At 63.8% G+C, this 20,083-nt stretch carries 13 protein-coding genes; 5 read left to right on the top strand and 8 right to left on the bottom strand.

The features are described 5' to 3' along the window. Positions 1-55: 55 nt before the first annotated feature. Positions 56-3,256 carry an efflux RND transporter permease subunit gene (locus AB4Y82_RS05020; protein WP_441601765.1) on the bottom strand — a complete coding sequence of 1,067 codons (3,201 nt, stop codon included), beginning with the start codon at positions 3,254-3,256 and terminating at the stop codon, positions 56-58. A gap of 217 nt (positions 3,257-3,473) precedes the next feature. Then, the gene (locus AB4Y82_RS05015; RefSeq protein ID WP_441611143.1) at positions 3,474-4,670 is read right to left on the bottom strand and encodes an efflux RND transporter periplasmic adaptor subunit; all 1,197 of its coding nucleotides are present in this window, start codon (positions 4,668-4,670) and stop codon (positions 3,474-3,476) included. Between the two features lie 145 nt (positions 4,671-4,815). Here AB4Y82_RS05015 and AB4Y82_RS05010 point away from each other — a divergent pair, with 145 nt between their 5' ends. Both AB4Y82_RS05010 and AB4Y82_RS05005 read left to right on the top strand, forming a co-directional pair. Next, on the top strand, positions 4,816-5,766 hold the full coding sequence (locus AB4Y82_RS05010) for a LysR family transcriptional regulator (protein ID WP_204634934.1): 951 nt from the start codon (positions 4,816-4,818) through the stop codon (positions 5,764-5,766). Between the two features lie 116 nt (positions 5,767-5,882). After that, positions 5,883-7,001 carry a serine hydrolase domain-containing protein gene (locus tag AB4Y82_RS05005; RefSeq protein ID WP_441601763.1) on the top strand — a complete coding sequence of 373 codons (1,119 nt, stop codon included), beginning with the start codon at positions 5,883-5,885 and terminating at the stop codon, positions 6,999-7,001. Here AB4Y82_RS05005 and AB4Y82_RS05000 read toward each other — a convergent pair. Then, positions 6,998-8,563: a winged helix-turn-helix domain-containing protein gene (locus AB4Y82_RS05000; protein WP_441611142.1), complete on the bottom strand. Its 1,566-nt coding sequence runs from the start codon at positions 8,561-8,563 to the stop codon at positions 6,998-7,000. The genes AB4Y82_RS05005 and AB4Y82_RS05000 overlap by 4 nt on opposite strands. A gap of 45 nt (positions 8,564-8,608) precedes the next feature. After that, positions 8,609-9,406, bottom strand: coding sequence for an undecaprenyl-diphosphate phosphatase (locus AB4Y82_RS04995; RefSeq protein ID WP_441601761.1), 798 nt, complete (start codon positions 9,404-9,406; stop codon positions 8,609-8,611). A gap of 323 nt (positions 9,407-9,729) precedes the next feature. Between AB4Y82_RS04995 and glnA the strand changes: the two genes are divergently transcribed. Continuing rightward, positions 9,730-11,145, top strand: a complete 1,416-nt coding sequence (gene glnA, locus AB4Y82_RS04990; RefSeq protein ID WP_441601760.1) for a type I glutamate--ammonia ligase — start codon at positions 9,730-9,732, stop codon at positions 11,143-11,145. Positions 11,146-11,242: 97 nt separating this feature from the next. Next, complete coding sequence (locus AB4Y82_RS04985) at positions 11,243-12,574, top strand: hypothetical protein (RefSeq protein WP_441601759.1); 1,332 nt, start codon at positions 11,243-11,245, stop codon at positions 12,572-12,574. A 42-nt stretch (positions 12,575-12,616) separates the two neighbouring features. On the opposite strand, the gene AB4Y82_RS04980 is transcribed toward AB4Y82_RS04985, so the two are convergent. The 3 genes from AB4Y82_RS04980 to AB4Y82_RS04970 form a co-directional block, all read right to left on the bottom strand. Then, entirely contained in the window at positions 12,617-13,492 is an 876-nt protein-coding gene (locus AB4Y82_RS04980) for a polysaccharide deacetylase family protein (protein ID WP_441601758.1), read from the bottom strand. 289 nt (positions 13,493-13,781) lie between these two features. Beyond that, positions 13,782-14,924 carry a M23 family metallopeptidase gene (locus tag AB4Y82_RS04975; RefSeq protein WP_441601757.1) on the bottom strand — a complete coding sequence of 381 codons (1,143 nt, stop codon included), beginning with the start codon at positions 14,922-14,924 and terminating at the stop codon, positions 13,782-13,784. Positions 14,925-15,072: 148 nt separating this feature from the next. Beyond that, positions 15,073-16,632, bottom strand: a complete 1,560-nt coding sequence (locus AB4Y82_RS04970) for a GH39 family glycosyl hydrolase (protein WP_441601756.1) — start codon at positions 16,630-16,632, stop codon at positions 15,073-15,075. A gap of 226 nt (positions 16,633-16,858) precedes the next feature. On the opposite strand from AB4Y82_RS04970, the gene AB4Y82_RS04965 reads away from it, so the two are divergent. Next, entirely contained in the window at positions 16,859-18,664 is a 1,806-nt protein-coding gene (locus tag AB4Y82_RS04965; protein WP_441601755.1) for a family 43 glycosylhydrolase, read from the top strand. Here the strand turns inward: AB4Y82_RS04965 and AB4Y82_RS04960 are convergent, their stop codons facing one another. Continuing rightward, a complete protein-coding gene (locus AB4Y82_RS04960; RefSeq protein WP_441601754.1) occupies positions 18,665-20,074 on the bottom strand; it encodes an FUSC family protein in 1,410 nt (469 codons plus the stop codon). Positions 20,075-20,083: the final 9 nt, after the last annotated feature.

The following is a 20,083-nucleotide window of genomic DNA, read 5'->3' as shown; positions in this document are numbered from 1 at the left end:
CTCCCGCGTGGGGAGAGGGAGCAGTGAGGCTTTGAGGTTCTTGAAGAAGGACATATCAACGCTCCTCGATAAGGTTGCCGGACTGCGCAAGGCGCGCGGCCTTGCGAGCGCGGCGGCGTTCGCTGTTGCGTTCGCCCCAGCCGCGCACCAGCACATAGAACAGCGGCGTAAAGATCAGGCCGAAGAAGGTGACGCCAAGCATGCCGGCGAATACCGCCACGCCCATCGCATGACGCATCTCCGCACCCGCACCGTGCGAGGTCACCAGCGGCACCACGCCCATGATGAAAGCGAACGAGGTCATCAGGATCGGGCGCAGTCGCAGGCGAGCTGCCTCCAACACCGCCTGCGTGCGGTCCATGCCTTCGAGGATCTGCGCTTCGCGGGCAAACTCCACGATCAGGATCGCGTTCTTGCACGCCAGGCCCACCAGCACGATCAAGCCGATCTGGGTGAAGATGTTGTTGTCGCCACCGGTCATCCACACACCGGAGATCGCAGACAGCAGCACCATCGGCACGATCAGGATCACCGCCAGCGGCAGCAACAGGCTTTCGTACAGCGAGGCCAGCACCAGGAACACCAGCAGCACGCACAAGGGGAACACGAGTACGGCGGTATTGCCGGCGAGGATCTGCTGATAAGTCAGCTCGGTCCACTCGAACGTCATGCCGTTGGGCAGGTTGTCCTTGGCCAGCTTTTCAATCGCCGCCTGGGCCTGACCGCTGCTGAAGCCCGGCGCCGGACCACCGTTGATCTCGGCCGTCGGATAACCGTTGTAGTGCTGCACGCGATCCGGGCCCACGGTCTGATTCACCGTAAGGAACGAACCCAGCGGGATCATCTCGCCAGTCGAACTGCGCGTCTTCAGGCCCAGGATGTCCTGCGGCTCGTGACGGAAGCCCGGCTCGGCGGACACGTTCACTTGATAGGTGCGACCGAAGCGGTTGAAGTCGTTGACGTAGAGCGAGCCGAGGTAAGCCTGCATGGTCTGGTACACATCAGCCAGATCCACGCCTTCGGCCTTGGCCTTCTCGCGGTCCACGTCCGCGTCGATCTGCGGCACGCTCACTTGATAGCTTGAGAACAGGCCTGCCAGCGTCGGCACCTTGGTGCTTGCCTGGATCAGGTTCTGCGTCTGCTTGTACAACTCCTCAAAGCCCGCATCGGAACGATCTTCCACCTGCAGGCGGAAACCACCGATCGTGCCCAGGCCGTTCACCGGCGGCGGCGGGAAGATCGCGATGTAAGCGTCCTGGATGCCCGCATACTTCTGCTGCAGGGCAGCGGTGATCGCACCGGCCGACAGCGATGCATCGCGACGTTCCTCGAACGGCTTGAGCGTCACGAACACGATGCCGGAGTTGGTGCTGTTGGTGAAACCGTTGATCGACAGGCCCGGGAACGCCACGGCGCTTTCCACGCCCGGTTGCTTGAGCGCGATGTCGCTCATGCGACGGATCACGTCTTCCGAACGGTCGAGCGAGGCGGCATCCGGCAACTGCGCGAACGACACCAGGTACTGCTTGTCCTGCGGCGGCACGAAACCCGTCGGCACGTGGGCGAAGCCAAACAGGCCGAGCAACACCAGGCCACCGTAGATGATCAGCGCAATCGAACCCGAACGCAGGATGCGCTTGACGCCACCCACGTAACGGTTCGCACTGCTGATGAACAAGCGGTTGAACGGACGGAACAGCCAGCCGAAGGCGCGATCGATCAGCAGGCTCAGCTTGTCCTTCGGCGCATCGCGATCCTTCAGCAGCAAGGCAGCAAGCGCCGGGCTGAGGGTGAGCGAATTGAAGGCGGAGATGACGGTCGAAATCGCAATGGTCAGCGCGAACTGGCGATAGAACTGACCGGTCAGGCCACTGATGAAGGCTGCCGGCACGAACACCGCGCACAGCACCAGCGCCGTGGCCACGATGGGTCCGGTTACTTCGTTCATCGCCTTGCGCGTCGCTTCCTTTGGCGACAGGCCGTGCTCGATATGTCGTTCGACGTTCTCCACCACCACGATGGCGTCATCCACCACGATGCCGATCGCCAGCACCAGGCCGAACAGCGACAGCGCGTTGAGCGAGAAGCCCGCCATCAACATCACCGCAAACGTACCAATCAACGACACCGGCACGGCGACCAGCGGGATGATCGAAGCACGCCACGTCTGCAGGAACAGGATTACCACCAGCACGACGAGCGCGATAGCTTCGAACAGCGTATGCACCACCGCTTCGATCGAACCACGCACGAACACGGTCGGGTCGTAGACGATCTGGTAATCCACGCCCTGCGGGAAATCCTTCTTCAGATCCGCCATCAGGCCGCGGACTTCATCGGAGATCTGGATGGCGTTGGAACCCGGGCGCTGGAAGATCGGCAACGCCACGGCCGGCTGGTTGTTGAGCAGGCTGCGCAGCGCGTAGTTGTTTGAACCCAGCTCCACGCGGGCCACGTCGCGCAGATGCGTGAACGAGCCATCGGCATCTTTGCGCACGATGATGTTGAGGAAGTCTTCCTCGGTGATCAGTCGGCCCTGCGTGTTGATGTTGAGCTGGAAGGCAGAGTTGGTCGGGCCCGGCGGTGCATTCAGCGCGCCAGCGGCCACGGTGATGTTCTGCTCCTGGATCGCATGCACCACGTCGCCCGTGGTGAGCTGGCGCGAGGCCAGTCGCTGCGGGTCGAGCCACACACGCATGCTGTATTCGCCGGCACCGAAGATCTGCACGTCGCCGACGCCATCGAGGCGGGCGAGCTGATCCTTGATGTGCAGGCGCGCATAGTTCGACAGATACAGCATGTCGTAGCGCTGATCGGGCGAGATCAGATGCACCACCATGGTCAGGTCGGGCGAGCTCTTCTGCGTGGTCACGCCAAGACGCTGCACTTCCTCAGGCAGACGCGGCTGCGCCTGCGCGACGCGGTTCTGCACCTGCACCTGGGCGTTGTCCAGGTCCGTGCCCAGCGCAAAGGTGACGGTCAGCGTCATCGCGCCGTCGCTGGTGGACTGCGAGCTGGTGTACAGCATGCCTTCCACGCCATTGATCTGTTCTTCCAGCGGCGTGGCGACGGTTTCGGCGATCACCTTGGGGTTGGCGCCGGGATAGGAAGCACGCACCACCACGGTAGGCGGTACGACTTCGGGGTATTCGCTGATCGGCAGCTTGAACAGCGAAATGCTGCCCGCGATGAGGATCAGCACGGAGAGGACGCCGGCCAGAATCGGCCTGTCCACGAAGAATTGTGCGATTTTCATTGCATTCGTCCTGGTTGCTCGCTGGCACCAATGCCCGCGCGAGGCGGGGACTTCCGGCGCTTTGCCTGCGTGATGCGAAGACAAAGCGTCCCTGGCCCTCGGCTCAAGAGAGCGAGGGCGTTCGTTTCTTGCTTACGGGTGTCCTGACCCGTCATCCCTGCTTGACCAGCCTTCGGCTGTTGAGAAGCGCCTCGCAGGAATGACGAGCTATAGAGCGTTACTTCTGTTGCGCCGCGTTCTTGCCAGAAGCGCTGCCGGCCATCGCAATCTGCTTGCTCGGATCCAGACTGCGCGTCTCCATGGCCACCTTGGTCGGGTTCACTTCCACGCCCGGACGCACATGCTGGATGCCCGAGACGATCACGGTGTCCTTGGCGTCCAGACCTTCGGTAACCACGCGCAGGCCGTCCAGTAGCGGGCCGGTGACGACGCGGCGGTATTCGACTTTGCGGTCCTTGTCGACCACGTACACGTACTTGTTGCCAAGGTCGGCGCCGACGGCGCGGTCATCGACCAGCGCACGCGGCTGGCGGCTGTCGCTGCGGAGCTGGATGCGGACGTAGAGGCCGGGCGTGTAGCCCGCGTCGGCATTGTCGAACACGGCGCGCAGGCGGATGGTGCCGCTGCCGGCGCGTAGCTGGTTGTCGACAAAGTCCACGCGGCCCGTGTGGGGAAACCCTTTTTCATCGGCGAGCGCCATCGAGATCTGCGGCGCGGCGCCATGTTCGCGACGCTGGCGATCGAATTTCAGATAGCTGTGCTCGTCGACGTCAAAGTACGCATAGATCGGATTGACGCTCACCACGCTGGTCAGCACGTCGTTGCTGGTCACCAGGTTGCCGGGCGTCACCAGGGCATTGCTGACGCGACCGTCGATCGGCGCGCGCACTTCGGTGAAGCTGAGGTTGAGCTTGGCGGCGTCCAGTGCAGCGGTGGTGGAGGCCACCTGGGCCTTGGCGCTCTGTGCCGTGGTCTGCTGGCGGTCGGCCTCTTCCTTGGAGATCGCATGCTGGTCGAGCAGGCGCTGGGCACGCTCGCCATTGGACTGGGCCAGCACCTGCTCAGCCTTGGCCTGGCCGAGGTTGGCGCTCAGGCGGTCCACTTCAGCCTGATAGGGACGCGGATCGATGCGGAAAAGAAGATCGCCTTTTCGCACGATCGCCCCTTCCCTGAAGTGCACCGAGTCCACATATCCGCTGACGCGGGGCCGCAGCTGGATGGTGTCGACCGCCTGCAGCCGGCCGGTGAATTCGTCGGCATCGTCCACCGGGCGGACCAGAACCTGGGACACGGTGACGGCGGGTGCGGGCGGCGGGCCGGCCTGGGCGTGGCTGTCGGCGCTATGGCCCAGCAGGGCCCAGCTGCCGCCCATCACGGCGAGGGCAAGAATGGCGAGGATCCATCGGTTTTTCATGTTGCGCTCCCGGAATGAACTCGTCGACGTGGGGGTACCCCGACGATCAGGAGCGGAAGATTAGGTGTACTATCTGGTTCAATAAATGGTTTTTGATGCAATGCAATAGTGACTCCCAGTCACGAATGGGGTGAAAATCCAGCCTATGGAAGACTTTGCCGCAATCTCTGCCTTTGTCCGCGTCGTCGAAGCCAAGAGCTTTGCCGCGGCCGCCGCCCAACTGGGCATGACCCCCTCCGGCGTCAGCCGTGCGGTGTCGCGACTGGAAGAACAGCTGGGTGCCCGGCTGTTGTTCCGGTCCACGCGTTCGCTGCGTTTGACCGACGATGGGGCCTCGTTCCATGCACGTTGCAAGGAGATCCTGGCCGATCTGACCGAGGCCACCGAGGCCCTGGGCTATGCCCAGCGCAAGCCGACCGGCAAGCTGCGCATCGGCGTGCCGGCCGCCGTGGGCCGCACCGTGATCATCCCCAGGCTGGCGGAATTCGAACAGCGCTATCCGGACATCCGTCTTGAGCTGTCGATGTGCGATTACCCCTACGACCTCAATGAGGAAGGCATCGATTGCGCTGTCCGGGTCGGGCCGCTGGAAGATTCCAGCCTGATCGCCCGCAAGATCGGCTATCTGCGCAATGTGATGATCGCCTCGCCGGACTACCTGGTGAAGCATGGCGCGCCGCAGAGCATCGAGGATCTGAAGGATCACCGCTGCATCAACTACATCCTGCCCAACGGCCGCCCGCGCCAGTGGCAGTTCGAGACGCCCAGCGGCCAGGTCGCCGTGGACATCGACGCGCACCTGCTGATCAACGATGCCGAGTCGGTGATCCAGGCGGTAGTCGCGGGGCTGGGCATCACCCAGGCGCCGCATGTCATCGCCGCCTGCATGCTCGACTTCGGCAAGCTAGAGCTGGTGATGACCGACACCACCTCCACCGGCAAACCCGTGTGGATCGTCTACCCGCAGAAGAAACACCTGTCCGCTCGCGTGCAGGCCTTTATCGAATGGGTGCGCGAGGTGTTCGAGCAGACCAGCGAGCCGGGCAAGCACAAGAAGCCGGTGATGGCGGCGGTGCCGGAGCGGCTCAGCGCCTGACCGCACAACGGCGGAAAAGCGCACGGCTGTGCGCTTTCAGAATTCTTCATACGCATTTCAGGCGCTTCATTCGGTGACCTGTTGGGCTGGGCTCTGTTTTCCCACGGAGCTCACCCATGTCCAATCGTTCTCACCGATGGCTGCTGGCGCTGATGCTGGCGGTGCCTTCTCTCGCCTGCGCCGACTATCAGCCGCCCGTCGCCCGCGGTGATGGCTGGGCAGTTGGCGATGCCCGCACTGCCCATTGGGACTTGGCGTCCCTGGCTGCGATGGAAGCGAAGCTCAACGACGGCAGCGTCAAGGGCATCACCAGCGTCGTCGTCGCCCAGCACGGCAAGCTGGTCTACGAGGGTTATTTCAACGGCAGCGATGCCGCGCGGCTCAACGACGTGCGTTCCGCCAGCAAGAGCGTGACGGCCCTGCTGGTTGGTGCAGCCATCGATCGCGGCCTGATCGCCAACGTGCAGGCGCGCGTGTACGACTTCTTCCCCGACAAGCAGCCGCTGCAGCATCCGGACACGCGCAAGTCGGCCATCACGCTCGAAGACCTGCTCACCATGAGTTCCTTGTGGGAGTGCAATGACGACAACGAGTTCTCAAGCGGCAACGAGGAGCGGATGTACGTCACCGAGGACTGGCTGCAGTTTGCGCTCGACCTGCCCATCAAGGGCTTTGCGCCGTGGATGCCGAAACCGAAGGACAGTCCGTACGGGCGCTCGTTCTCTTACTGCACGGCCGGCGCATTTACGGCCGGGGCGGTGGTGGAGCGCGCCGCGCATCGAGGCCTCGCCGCGTTCGCCGCGGACACGCTGGAAAAACCGCTGGGCATCACCGCGGTGCAGTGGAACCAGTCACCGCTAGGCATCGGCATGGGTGGCGGTGGCACGCGCTATCGCAGCCGCGACCTGGCCAAGCTCGGCGAACTGGCGCTCGACGGTGGACGCTGGGGCGGGCGCCAGGTGATCTCTGCAGCCTGGATCAAGCAGATGCTCACCCCCCATGCGCAGGCGCGCGAGGACGCCGACTACGGTTACCTGTGGTGGTGCTTCCGTTTCCCCGTGCACGGCACGGAGCAGGTGGCATGGGCCATGTCCGGCAACGGCGGCAACTATGTGTTGGTGATGCCGTCCCAGCAACTGGTCGCCGTGATCACCAGCACCGCTTATAACCAGCGCAACGCGCATCAGCAGTCGCAGCAGATCTTTCGCGACTATGTGTTGAAGGCGTTGCCCTAGCGCGACGCGCCTTTCAATTCGGGCGGACACCATGTCGCTGCCAGCACGCGCTGGCGCTGTTCGGCCACGCGGCGGTTGATCACGGCGATTGCCGCCGCGTAGCGCGGATCGGACGACAACGACTTGAGCAGCGGCGACAGCTGCAGATAAGCCGCATCGCTATAGCCCTGCCTCACGGCGGTCTGCACGGCATCGATGGCGGCATCGCGCTGGTCTTGCGCCTGCAGCAGCATCGCCAGTTCGAGCCATTCGCCGGGATACAGCGTATGGCGTGAAGCTTCGTCACGCACCGCATCGACGCGCGCGGCAAGCCAGCTGGCGCTGGGCGCGTCCTTGCCATAAAGCCCTTCAAGCGTACCCGGCAAACCCATTTGCGGGCGAAGTTGCCGGGCGTGCACGAAGGCGGCAAGCGCCGCATCGCGATCGTTGCGCAGCAGCGCGAGTTCACCCTGCAGCACGTACAGCTCCACATGCGGTGTGTTGCGCGTCAGCGCTTCGTCCAGTGCCTGCTGCGCCTCCACCAGGCGACCGTGCAGAAACAGGTGACGCGGCCAGGCGATGTTGGAAAACACATTGTCGGGATAAAGCTGGAAGCTGCGCGCGAGACGTGCTTCGGCAGCGTCGTCGAAACCAAGCAAGGCCATCTCACGGGCAATCTGCACTTCGCGGAAGCGCACGCGCGTAGCGTCGCCGCGCATGTCCAGGTTGGCATGGAGCGCCTCGTCGATGCGTCCGCGCTCCTGATAGAGGTAGGCGACGGAGGCGCGCGTGGCGTCATCACCCGCGTCCAGTGCCAGGGCCTTTTCGTAGGCCGCGATGGCGGCATCGATGTCGCCCAGGCAGTCGCGTGCATAGCCCAGTGCCGACCAGGCGGAAGCGCGGGAAGGTTCGCCAGCAACGGCGTCGTCGGCCAGCGTCTGCGCTTGCTGCGCCCACTGGTAGGGAAAATTGTAGAGGCAGACGCGCGCACTGTACGCGCGGCTCAGGCCGATCCGCGCATCGGCATTCTGGGGCGTCGAGGCGAGCGCTTGCTGATAGAGCGCGATGGCGCGTTCGTTGTTGTCGCGCTGGCCGATGCCGGCGTAATAGCTCGCGCGCTGCACCACCTCCTGCGTGGCGGAGGGTTTGTGGATGCGCTGGGGCATGAGCCACCAGGCGATGCCAGCCGCCGCGAGCAGGAGCACGCCAATGGCGAGCGCGATCCATCGCCGTGGCACGCGAGTCGCTGCCGGTGCATCTGTTTCCTCGACCACCGGCATATCGCACAACTGGTAGCCGCGCCCTCGCACGGAGCGGATGTAGCGCGGTGCGCGGCCGTCATCGCCCAGCGCCTGGCGCAGCAATTTCACGCGCTGCGTGACGGTTTCCTCGTTGACCACGGCGGGCGCCCAGACTTCGGCGATCAGCGTGTCGAAATCCACCACGTCCACGCCGTGCTGCAGCAGGCACGCGAGCAACTGAAACGAGAGTCCCTGGACATCGAGCGTCGCGCCATCGCGCGTCACGCGCTGGCGCATCGCGTCGATGGAAAGATCCAGCAGTCGGTAACGCGTGGCGCTCATGCGGTGAGGAGGTCAGTGTGCCGACATCATCCTCGCATGGTTTGCTCAGGCGCCTGCAGGGATCAACAACAGCAGGGCGATGCCCAGCACGATGCGATAGATCGCGAACGGCGTGAAACGATGGCTGCGGATATAGCCGAGCAGCCACTTCACTGCCACGAAGGCGACGATGGCCGAGACCACGAAACCAATGCCGAAGGCCGTCCAGTCTTCGTGGTGCGCCCCGCCATCCTTCAACACTTTCAACAGCTCGTAGCCGGTCGCGGCATACATGGTGGGAATGCCGACCAGGAAGGCGAACTCCGTCGCCGCCGCCCGATTGCTGGTACCAAACAGCATCGCCGTGAAGATCGTGGCCGCCGAGCGCGAAGTGCCCGGGAAGATGCCCGCGATCATCTGCGCGATGCCGACCAGGATGGCCACGCGCCACGTCACCTGCGTGCGATCGGGCTGGCGGGCAGCGAGACGTTCCGCTGCAATCATCCAGATGCCGCCAATCACCAGCGCCCACGCCACCGGCGTCACCGCTTCGGGCAGCTTGAAGCCGAGCTTCACCGCGATAAAGCCGAGCACCGCCGTGATCATGAAGGCCACGAACAGCTTGGCCAGGTAATCGCGGTTGGCCGGGTCACGCCACTGCGTGAACAACTGCCAGATGCGGCTCCAATAGATGAAGGTCACCGCCAGGATCGCACCCGCCTGAATGCCCACGTTGAACAAGTCCGAGCGCTGGCCCAGGCCGAATTTTTCGGCGATCAGCAGGTGACCCGTGCTGGAAATGGGCAGAAACTCGGTGATGCCTTCGATGATGCCAAGCAGGATGACGTTGATGATGTCGCTCACACAGACTCCGGCAGTGAGGTCAGCACCGGTTCCATACCGGCGCAAAGCGGCATAGCTTAAGGGACTGGCGTGGCGTTTTTGGGGCACGTTGCATCCGATGTGGCTGATTTCGCCGCACGGCAAATCCCACAAAAGCAGGAACGCCCGACCCGCCGTCATTGCACCAATATGGTGCTTTGTGATGTTTCATCATCGTGCAATCAAGCGGCGTCATCATCGATTTGCAGTAATTAAACCATTGATATAAAAAGATCATTCCCCTTGGCACGCGGCTTGCTCAGACGCCTGTCGATTACTCACCTTTTCGCCCGTCGAGGTTGTCCATGTCGTCCCCCGTCCAGAAAGTGCTCGATCTGATCCAGGAACACGAGGTCGAATTCGTCGACTTCCGCTTCGCCGACATGCTCGGCAAGCACCACCACGTGACGTTCCCGGCCCATGCCATCGACGAGGGCACGTTCGAAGACGGCAAGATGTTCGACGGTTCGTCGATCGCCGGCTGGAAGGGCATCAACGAATCGGACATGGTGCTGATGCCCGATCCGGACACCGCCTACCTCGACCCGTTCAGCGCCCACACGCAGATGGTTCTGCACTGCGACGTGCTCGAGCCGTCCACCATGCAGGCCTATGGCCGCGATCCGCGTTCCATCGCCAAGCGCGGCGAGGCGTTCCTCAAGTCGACCGGCATCGCCGACACGGCGTTCTTTGGTCCGGAGCCGGAATTCTTCATCTTTGATTCCGTGCGCTGGCAGAACGACATGGGCCGCGTGTTCTACGAAATCGGCTCCGAAGAAGCCGCGTGGAGCTCGCGCTACAAGTACGAAGACAACAACACCGGCCACCGTCCGGGCGTGAAGGGCGGCTACTTCCCGGTCAGCCCGGTCGACTCGCTGGGCGACCTGCGCGCCGACATGTGCAAGGTGCTCGAGTCGCTGGGCCAGGTGGTTGAAGTGCATCACCACGAAGTGGCCAATGCCGGCCAGTGCGAGATCGGCGTGAAGTTCAACACGCTGGTGAAGAAGGCCGACGAACTGATGACGATGAAGTACGTCATCAAGAACGTCGCCCACCAGAACGGCAAGACCGTCACCTTCATGCCCAAGCCGATCGTCGGCGACAACGGCAGCGGCATGCATGTGCACCAGTCGCTGGCGAAGGATGGCAACAACATGTTCGCGGGCGACCTGTACGGCGGCCTGTCGCAGACGGCGCTGTGGTACATCGGCGGCATCTTCAAGCACGCCAAGGCCATCAACGCGTTCGCCAACTCCACCACCAACAGCTACAAGCGCCTGGTGCCGGGCTTCGAAGCGCCGGTGATGCTGGCCTACTCGGCTCGCAATCGTTCGGCCAGCTGCCGCATTCCGTACGTGTCCAGCCCGAAGGGCCGCCGCATCGAAGTGCGCTTCCCCGATCCGATGAACTCCGGCTACCTGGTGTTCACCGCGCTGATGATGGCCGGCCTGGACGGCATCATCAACAAGATCGACCCGGGCGCACCGGCCGACAAGGATCTGTACGACCTGCCGCCGGAAGAAGAGAAGAACATCCCGCAGGTCTGCGCCAGCCTCGACGAAGCGCTCAACGCGCTCGACAAGGACCGCGACTTCCTCAAGGCCGGCGGCGTGTTCACCGACGACTTCATCGATGCGTACATCGCGCTGAAGATGCAGGAAGTGACCCGTTACCGCGCCAGCACGCATCCGCTGGAGTTCCAGATGTATTACGCGCTCTGATCGCAAGTTTCCGCGATCACTGAGAGACGAGGGGTGCTTAGGCGCCCCTCGTTTTTTCTGTGGCTAGAATGCGTGCAGGGACACAAGGGGAACACGCATGCATCGCGCGCTGAAGGGATTGCTGTGGGCGGTCGCTGGACTGGTCGTCGCCGTGGTGGCGGTGTTTGCATGGGGGCGGCTGCGTCCGCCGACGCCGGAGCAAAAAGAGGCGCTGGCCGCGCTGCAGGCGGATAGCAAGCCGACGCAGGGTCGCAATGCATATCCATGGCTTTGGTTCGTGGACTTCGATGTGCCGGCCGACCAGCTCGACGCGGCTTTCGCCAAGGATCGCCAGCGCGTGCTCGCGTGGGAGTCGCATTTCAAGCCTGGAACCGGCAGCACCGACCCCCTACCCGATCCCAAGTCCGATTTCCCCTCGATTCCCAGGATATCCAAAGCCGATCGCGACGTGCTGTGCAAATCGCGCGAAGCCGATTGCCTGGGCAAGGTGCGGGCGCATCGCGATGCCGTCAGCGAGGTGCTGGCCCGCCATCAGCAACGGCTTGTGCGTGACGAAGCGCTTAGCGGTTTTGACTACGTCTGGACGGACAAGCCCATCAGTCCTGTGACATCGACACCGTCCTTCGGCGCGTCCATGGGGCTATGGCAAACCGCGATCGCAGCAAGCTTCCTCGACGGACACCAGGCGCAAGCGATGGATGCGGCCTGCACGCAGGTGGCCACGATGCGTCGCCTGCATGCGCACAGCGATACCCTGATCAGCAGCATGATCTTCGCCGCTCGTTTGCGCGGCGCCATACAACTGTTTGCGCAATTGCTGGCGGCATCGCCGATCGATGAACCCATGCCTGAGTCGTGTGCCGCGGCATTCGCGCCAGTCACCGACGCGGATGTCGATCTGTGCCCCAGCATCCGGTCGGAATTTTCGCTGCTGGCGTCGCCGGACCTCTTTGGAAAACAGGAACACTGGTACGACAACCTCAGCTTGGACGTGAAAGGCACGCAGCGCCTGTTGGCGCCACGCTACAGCGCCGTATGCGATGCCACCCTGCCGCAAAAGCTGCTGGCAGACGAACACCTTGCCATGCCGGGCGCGAGCCCACGTTTCGACATCTTCGACCTGGTGGCCAATAGCGGAGGCACGATGCTGTCTCGCATGCCGGGCCCTGAGTTTGATCTTTACCTTGCACGCCAACAGGACGTGGCGGCCAGTCTTCGCATGGGCGCTCTGATGCTTTGGTTGCGAGAGACCCGGGATCGCCACGAAACCTTGCAGCAACGCATGGCCGCGCGTCCGGCGTGGATGCATTTTGCCGATGATCGCCACGTGGCCGTCACGGCCGACGGCAAAGCGCTCGCCATGGGGCTGCGGGACAACCGGGCGGACGACCCATGGCTTACAACGTGGCCGCTCGCGCCCGGACTTTGAGCGCGACAAGCTACGTCAAGGTGATCTGACTGCCGCTAAACCTCAAACACCGGTTGCGTTCTGATCATCCGGAAGTACAAAGGTGAACCCGCGGTGCTCCAGGTCGGTAAGGATCTTGTCGAGGGCTTCGGCGGTGCCGGCACGCTCGTGCATGAGAAAGATCGACATATCGCCGGGACTCTGCGTGCTCAATTCGTAGATCTTATTCGGGTCGTGGTACATGTAGTCCTTGGAATTGACGTTCCAGAACACCGACTTCATGCCGGCCGCCTGGACAGCCTGGTCAGCGTAGGCTGACGAATGACCAAAGGGCGGCCGAAAATATTTCGGCCGATGCCCGGTGATGTCGGCGATGCGCGAACTGCATGCATCGACCTGATGCCAGGCATCCGCGTAGGACAAGCTGGGGACGTGCAGATGGTCGAGGCTATGGTTGCCGATCACGTTCCCGCTGCGCTCCATCTCTCCCAGCACGGGCAGCGTGCGCTCGTTGATGTTTTTGCAGACCAGGAAAAATATCGCGTGCGCGTGGTGGCGGTTCAAGACTTCGAGAAACTTCTCGTCGAGTCCGCCACCGGCCGGGCCATCGTCGAACGTCAGCATGGCGTACGAGCGATGTTGAACGCGATCGGTGAATTTGTACCAGGGCGAGTAAGCCGACGGGGCGATGCCGTGCTGGCCTGGATCAATCCTGAAATGCTCGGGTCGGGGCGTGAGCCAAGCGGTCGTCAAAAGGATGATGTCCAGCGCCACCACCGTGATGGCGATGGGTTTGGCCAGGCGAAATACGGCATGGATGGCCCGCACCCAAGGCAGTGCTGCGCACTTGGAAGGTAGCGATTTGACACGGTCGGCGAGCCAGCGCACCACTTCGAGCGTGCGAAGATCAGTGTCCAGGAAAAGAACAAGCTTTTGCATTGTGCGATCTATCTGGCAGTTCGACTGAGAACTGCCAGAGCACAGAGCGTGCCAACCTGTTCGCACCAGGTCTGGACCAGTAAATGCAACGGCAGCAGTGACGATGTTTCGCCTGCAAAGCGCGGTGCTGGACGAAAGGCCAGGAAAGGGGGCGACGTAATGAGCGCATGCCAGCGAGAGAGCGGGTCACTTTTTGCCCTAAACGGTCTTCGGGCCTTGGCGCCGGCATTCGTCAGGTTCGCGTTTGGTCGCTCCTGCTGCGTTCCCCGCATGTCTGCATGGTGCAGCGTCAACGACCAACGTCGAAGTCGACTACGGAAAGCGGCGCAGGAAATCCGTTGCCGGCCGCGGGCGACGTGGCCGCCGTCCATGCTCGGCCTTGTGCGAACTCCTCGATGGAGGCATAGGCGCCAAGGACACGGAATGATGTCAGCACGTATGGCAAACCTTCGGCGGCAAGCGGCGCATTGGCATCGCTCACATGGAAATGCAGATGCGGACCGGTGGACTCGCCGGTGAAGCCCAGTTGCCCGATGACGTCCCCACGGCGCACGCGTTGCCCGGCTTTCACACGGATGCTGCCGGGCTTGAGATGTTCGTAGAACGCGTAGCGTCCATCACCCAGATCCAGCGCCACGTAGTTGCCGGCGGCATCCTCCAGCGACACCTTGTGCGCGGCGCCGTCGGCCAGCGTGGGTGGCTCGGACACGCCTTCACCGGTCGATGCCACGGTCGCATCGGTCACGGCGAGCACATCGGCGCCATAGCCAAACCACTGCTTGGGCGACTCACCCTTGCCCTGCGCATAACCGCCGTGCGGCCCGACGCGGATCCAGTCGATGGCGAAGCGGCCCGGCACTTTCACGCTGCCGTCGGTGGCGTAAAGCACACGGCGATGGCCTCGCTCCCAGCGCGCATCGTAGATCGCCACCCATGGGCCGCCACGCAATGGCGGACCCAGTTGCCGTGGTGCGTTACTGACTGACGCGACGTCGCCGCCTTCGGTGGTGAGGTTCTGATGGGCCTGATCGACGTAAACCACACGGTGACGCAGATGCACGGCGGCGGTGTCGGCCAGCGGAACGGAAAGATATGCCACCGCCGACATGCCCGGCGCCACACGCAGGCGCTCGTCGCCTTTTGCCCGGTCGGCCCTGCCGATGGCTGCATGGAGTTCGCTGCCAGTCAGTTCGGCACGGAGGTGTTGCTGGTCGTCGAGGACGTCGATGCGCTGGATGGTCAACGTCTCCTGCGCCTCGTTGGTGAGATGCAGTTCGTATACCAGCGAGACCTTGCCGGCGACCGCCACCGGCTGCGGCATCCATGGCACGCGTAGGTCGAATGACTGATGCAGCGGTGCACGTTGCGCGATGACGGCGGGTGCCGCGAGCAACATGAGCATAGCGAGCAGGCACTCGCGCCAGAAACGCATAGCCGTCATCCGTGGTGGATAGCAGCGCGAGCTTTGATCCGTACAGAGTGGGGCGCCAATGCCAGAGGTCACTGCGCCCGCTGCAGCGAGGTAAAGCAGCGTGTGACGCCACCACGAGGGGATGGCGGCGTCACACGCTTGTTGGTGGTCAGTGCAGTTCCACCACCACCAGACCCTGCGGCGGGATATCGATGCTCAGGCGGCCGTTCTGCAGGGTGGCCTGTTCCGGAGCGGCGAGTTTGCCCGCCTCACGTAGCTGAGTGATCTCATCGCGGCTCGGGGTTGCCGGGCGGCCCATTTTGTCGAACGCGGCCACCGCGTTTCCGTGATCCTGGTCCAGGCGCCACACCGTGGCCTGCCTGGCGCTGCCCAGATGCTTCAGGTCCACATCAAAGTGCTTGGCTGCACCAGTCGGCACGCCCGGCGTGTAGTCGGCGGTGTCGCCCAGCGGCTTGGTGTAGTTCCACAGCGCCAGCACCACGGTGCCGTCGGCGCGGCGCGTGGCCAGCGCGCTGTCGGTCTTCAGCGGCAGCTGGGTATCGCCCAGCTTGTGCAGCATGGCGAACGCGTTGAACGCCGGCTTCTCGATGCGGTCGGCGGCGATCAGGCCGAAGCCGCCGTAGAACGGGGTCTTCACCACGCCCTGTTCGTCAAACACGTCCGAGAACGACCAGTAGCTCATCAGCTCCACCTTGCCCGCGCATTCGCGAATGGTGTTGGCCATCCACGGGCCCATGTAGACCGTGTCGGTGACGTTGGGCAGGTTGGCGTACGAGGCGTTGTATTCGCTGTAGATCAGCGGCAGCTTCGGGAACGGCGAGGCGACGATTTCCTGGTGCGACTTGTCCACCGCACGGCACACCATGTCGCGACGCGGAATGTTTTCCTTGGTCTTGAACACGTTGTCGGCGGTGTCATCGCCGTACACATGTGTGCTGACGAAATCGATCGGCGCGCCGCTCTGCTTCACATGCTTGAGGAAGTCCGGCAGCCATGCGGCCTGTGCGGTGGCAGGGCCGCCCACACGCAAGCGCTTGTCGACCGACTTCACCACGCGGGCCGAACGGTCATACAGGTCGTAATAGGTGGATTGTTCGGGCTTGCCGCCCCAGAACGCGAGGTTCGGCTCGTTCCACACCTCGAAGTACCAGCTGGAGACTTCCTCGATGCCGTAGCGCGCGATCTCGTGCTGCAGGAAGGCGCGCACCAGCGCGTCCCACTCGGCCGGATCCTTCGGCGGCATCACGTTGGGGTGATACCAGAAGTCGTGATGGCTGGCCGGATCGGTGCTCATTTCCGGCGGCATGAAGCCCAGCTCCACGAACGGCTTCACGCCGCGCGCGAGCAGGCCGTCATAGACCTGGTCCACGTAGCTGAAATTGAATTGCAGCTTGCCCTGCGGATCGCGATAGGCCACGCCCATGTCGCGGTCGAAGATGCCGTGGAAGCGGATATAGCTGAAGCCGGTGGCGCCCTTCACCGCTTCCAGATCCTTGCGGTAGTCATCGCGCAGCGCGAGCACGGCGCGGCCGGAGCCGAACATGTTTTCCCAGAAGTGGGGCAGCGGCGTGCCCTTGGCCGTCGCGTCGACCTGCAGTTGCACGGCGTCGCTACCGGCGGGCGCCGCATGCACTGAGCCAAGCAGGGCGAGGCAGGCCGCGGCGCAAGTGCGCAGGGCAAGGCGGCGGAGCGGCGACGGGGTAGTCATGACGAGTCCTTCGATCAACGGGGAGTGGGTTGGCCGGCCGTGATCGGGCGGCTACGATGTAAACGTTTACGGCGATGGTGACGGAGTCTCTTACAGACCGGGTCACCTGATCAATAAGGGAAGTTCACAGAATCCGGCGCCGCTGCGCTGCAGCATGAGCATGCATCCGATGTCAGACCCTATATCAAAGGCTTTTGCCCCTCTGCGGCGAGTCATGCTTTGCTGCATGGCATGGCTGGTCGCCACCGCCGCTTCCGCTGCACCGGCGGCCCCGCAGACCTGGGCCAACCCCATCGACATCGACTACCGCTACAACTTCGAGCAGATGAACGAGGGTATTTCCTATCGCACCGGCGCCGACCCGGCGATGGTGCGCTACGGCGACGCCTACTACCTGTTCATGACGCTCGCCGACGGCTACTGGCACTCCACCGATCTGCTGCACTGGGATTTCGTGAAGCCCGATCACTGGCCGTTCGACAGCGAGGTGGCGCCGGCGACCCTGGTCGCCGATGGCCGCCTGTTCCTCATGCAGTCCGCCACTGAACCGCGACCGCTGCTCGTATCCACCGACCCCGCGCATGGCCATTGGACCTTCTGGACCCGGCTGCTGCCGCCTGTGCCAGGCGCAGTCTCCAGCGTGGGCGAAGCGACCATGAAACCGGACGAGCTGCCGCCTGGTCCCTGGGATCCGGCGCTGTTCCAGGACCGCGACGGCAAGGTCTATCTGTACTGGGATTCGTCCAACGTCCACCCGCTCTACGGCGCCCGGCTCGACCTCCGATTTGCCGACATCGACCAGGGCGAGGGCAAGCGGCTTGCCTTCGTCACCCGACCGCAGCCGCTGCTTCAACTGGACCCGGCCCAGCACGGCTGGGAACGGTTCGGCCAGGACCACACCGACGAAACGACCAAGCCGTTTCTCGAGGGCGCCTGGATGAATCGACACGGTGACCGCTACTACCTGCAATACGCAGCGCCGGGTACCGAGTTCAATGTCTACGGCACGGGCGTGGTGGTGAGCGATGCGCCGCTCGGCCCGTTCCGTTATGCGCCTTACAACCCCGTCGGCGAGAAGCCCGGCGGTTTCGTCACCGGCGTGGGCCACGGCTCAACCTTCGAGGATGCCCACGGCAATGTGTGGAATAGCGGCACGTCGTGGATAGGGTCCAACTGGACCTTCGAGCGACGCATCGGCCTGTACCCGGCCGGTTTTCATACAGACGGCCAAATGTGGATCGATACGCGCTTCGGTGATTTTCCGCATCGCATGCCTGACCATGCCCTGCAGGACGGCGAAGACACCTTCACCGGATGGATGCTGCTGTCCTATCGCAAGAAGGCCACTGCATCGTCGTCCCAGCCCGGGCATCCTGCCTCGGCAGCGACGGATGAGAATCCACGCACGTTCTGGCTTGCCGCGAGCAACACGGCGGGCCAGACGCTGACGGTGGATCTGGGTGGCGAGCGCACGGTACGCGCCGTGCAGGTGAATTTTGCCGACTACCAATCAGGTCGCTACGGCGATGCGCCCGACATCGTCACGCAGTTCGTGCTGGAGGGATCGCGCGACGGCACGCATTGGAGCACGCTGGCCGATCTCTCCCATGAAACGCGCGATCGCGCCAACGCGTATATCGAACTCGATCAGGCGGCTCTTGTTCGCTATGTTCGCTATAACCACCGACATGTCGGCGCACACACGCTGGCCATTGCCGATCTACGCGTATTCGGCAACGCCACTGGCGCGCTGCCCGCGGCACCCACGCTGCTATCGGCCAGGCGCTCGAGCGACACGCGCGATGCCCAGATCGTCTGGGCGCCCGTGCCTGGCGCCGTGGGCTACAACGTCCGCTGGGGGCTGGCGGCCGATCGCCTGCATTCGACCTATCAGCGCTTCGCCGACCAGCCCACCCGACTTGTGCTGCATTCGTTGAACAAGGGCGTGAACTACGTGGTGGCGGTGGAAGCGTTCGATGAGCACGGTGTATCCGTGCTGTCGCGCGTACAGAACCTGCCTGCGGGCGATTGATCAGCCCGCCAGCGTCTGGCGCAACTGCTGCAGCGCCGGCAACAGCGTGTCGGGTTCGCGCAACGACTTGCGTGCGGCGCCGATGGCCTGACGCAGCCGGCCCGGGGTTTCGCCTCGCGCAATCACCTCGATGGCCGGTGCGCGGCAGGCCAGCAGCGTATCCACCCAATCGGCAGGCTGGATGCCATGAAAGCCTTGGGTGAATCGCCGCGCGGCGCGAAATGGTGCGGCCATGTCGGCCAGTTCATCCAGCGCCTTGGCCACGCGTGCGGGGCTGCGTTCGGGCGTCGCCGGATCGGTGGCCTCGGCCATCGCCGCAAGCGCGTCCGCCAGTCGGCGGCGCAATACATCGGTAGAACGCACCGGCAACACAAGCCACGCCGAAGCCAGGCCGATCACGGCGCCGATGACGATCTCCTCAAGTCGCTGCCACAACAGCATGCCCGGCGGCTGGGGCTCGAAGCCCTGCAGCAGCGCCAATGCCAGCGTGACGAACAACGCCCACCACGCATAACCGAGCGGACGCAGCCATACACCGAAGAACAACGCCGCCAGGATCCACACGCCGGTGGTGCCCGGGTTCGCCTGTGCATGAAAGCTCAGCGACATCGCGAGCACGGTGCCTGCGGCCGCGCCCAGGACGCGCAGGCCGCTCTTGTAAGCCACATCCAGCCGCCCGCGATTGCCGCTATGAACGATGAACGCCGTGAGTACGATCCAAGCCCAGCGTTCGGCAAAGCACAGGTAGCCGACCACAAACGAAAGCGTCAGGGCCACTGCCATCTGGATGGCCATACGCGTGCTGGCGGTGGGACGCAGCCCGCGTTCCTGCGTCGGCGTCGCGTGCGCATGCGACGGTGCCGTGATCGGCGGCAGCAGGCCCAACCGACGCCCCAGCAGATGGAACAGCGTGACCCAGAAGAGCGCCAACAAGGCCACCACGATCGGCACCAGCAGGACAGGGAGCGCGCCGCTATGGGCAGCGTGCACATGGGGCACGGTCAGCAAGGTGACAAACGGCAGGGCGATCAAGTGCCCCGCGCGGCGTGCCATCGGGCCGAAGTTGCGCAACCAGATCGACAGGAACATGCCGGCGACAAAGGTCAGCGCACCCACCCATGGCGTCTGCCGCAGCAGCATGCCCACGCCGATCGCCACCAGGCCCACCAGCGGCAGGACCACTGCTGCTTCCAGCCGACCGCGCAGGTCGCGATCCAGATGACTGCGCGACAACGACAGGCTCAACACCACCGCGAGCACGGCCGGCCCGCTGCCGGGTGCGATACCCAGTGTGCACAGTAACGTGGCCAATACGGCAAACATGGTCACCACCGCTTCCACCAGCGGTTGGATCAACACCGACGCACGCGTGCGGGCGATGCGGATCCAGGTGGGAAGGGCGTTGGTCACGTGCGCGTT

The sequence above is a fragment of the Dyella sp. 2YAF14 genome, from assembly GCF_052114725.1.
Classification (GTDB): Bacteria; Pseudomonadota; Gammaproteobacteria; order Xanthomonadales; family Rhodanobacteraceae; genus Dyella.
Note: the sequence above shows the minus strand (reverse complement) of the source record. Positions and strands in the feature narration are given on the sequence as shown.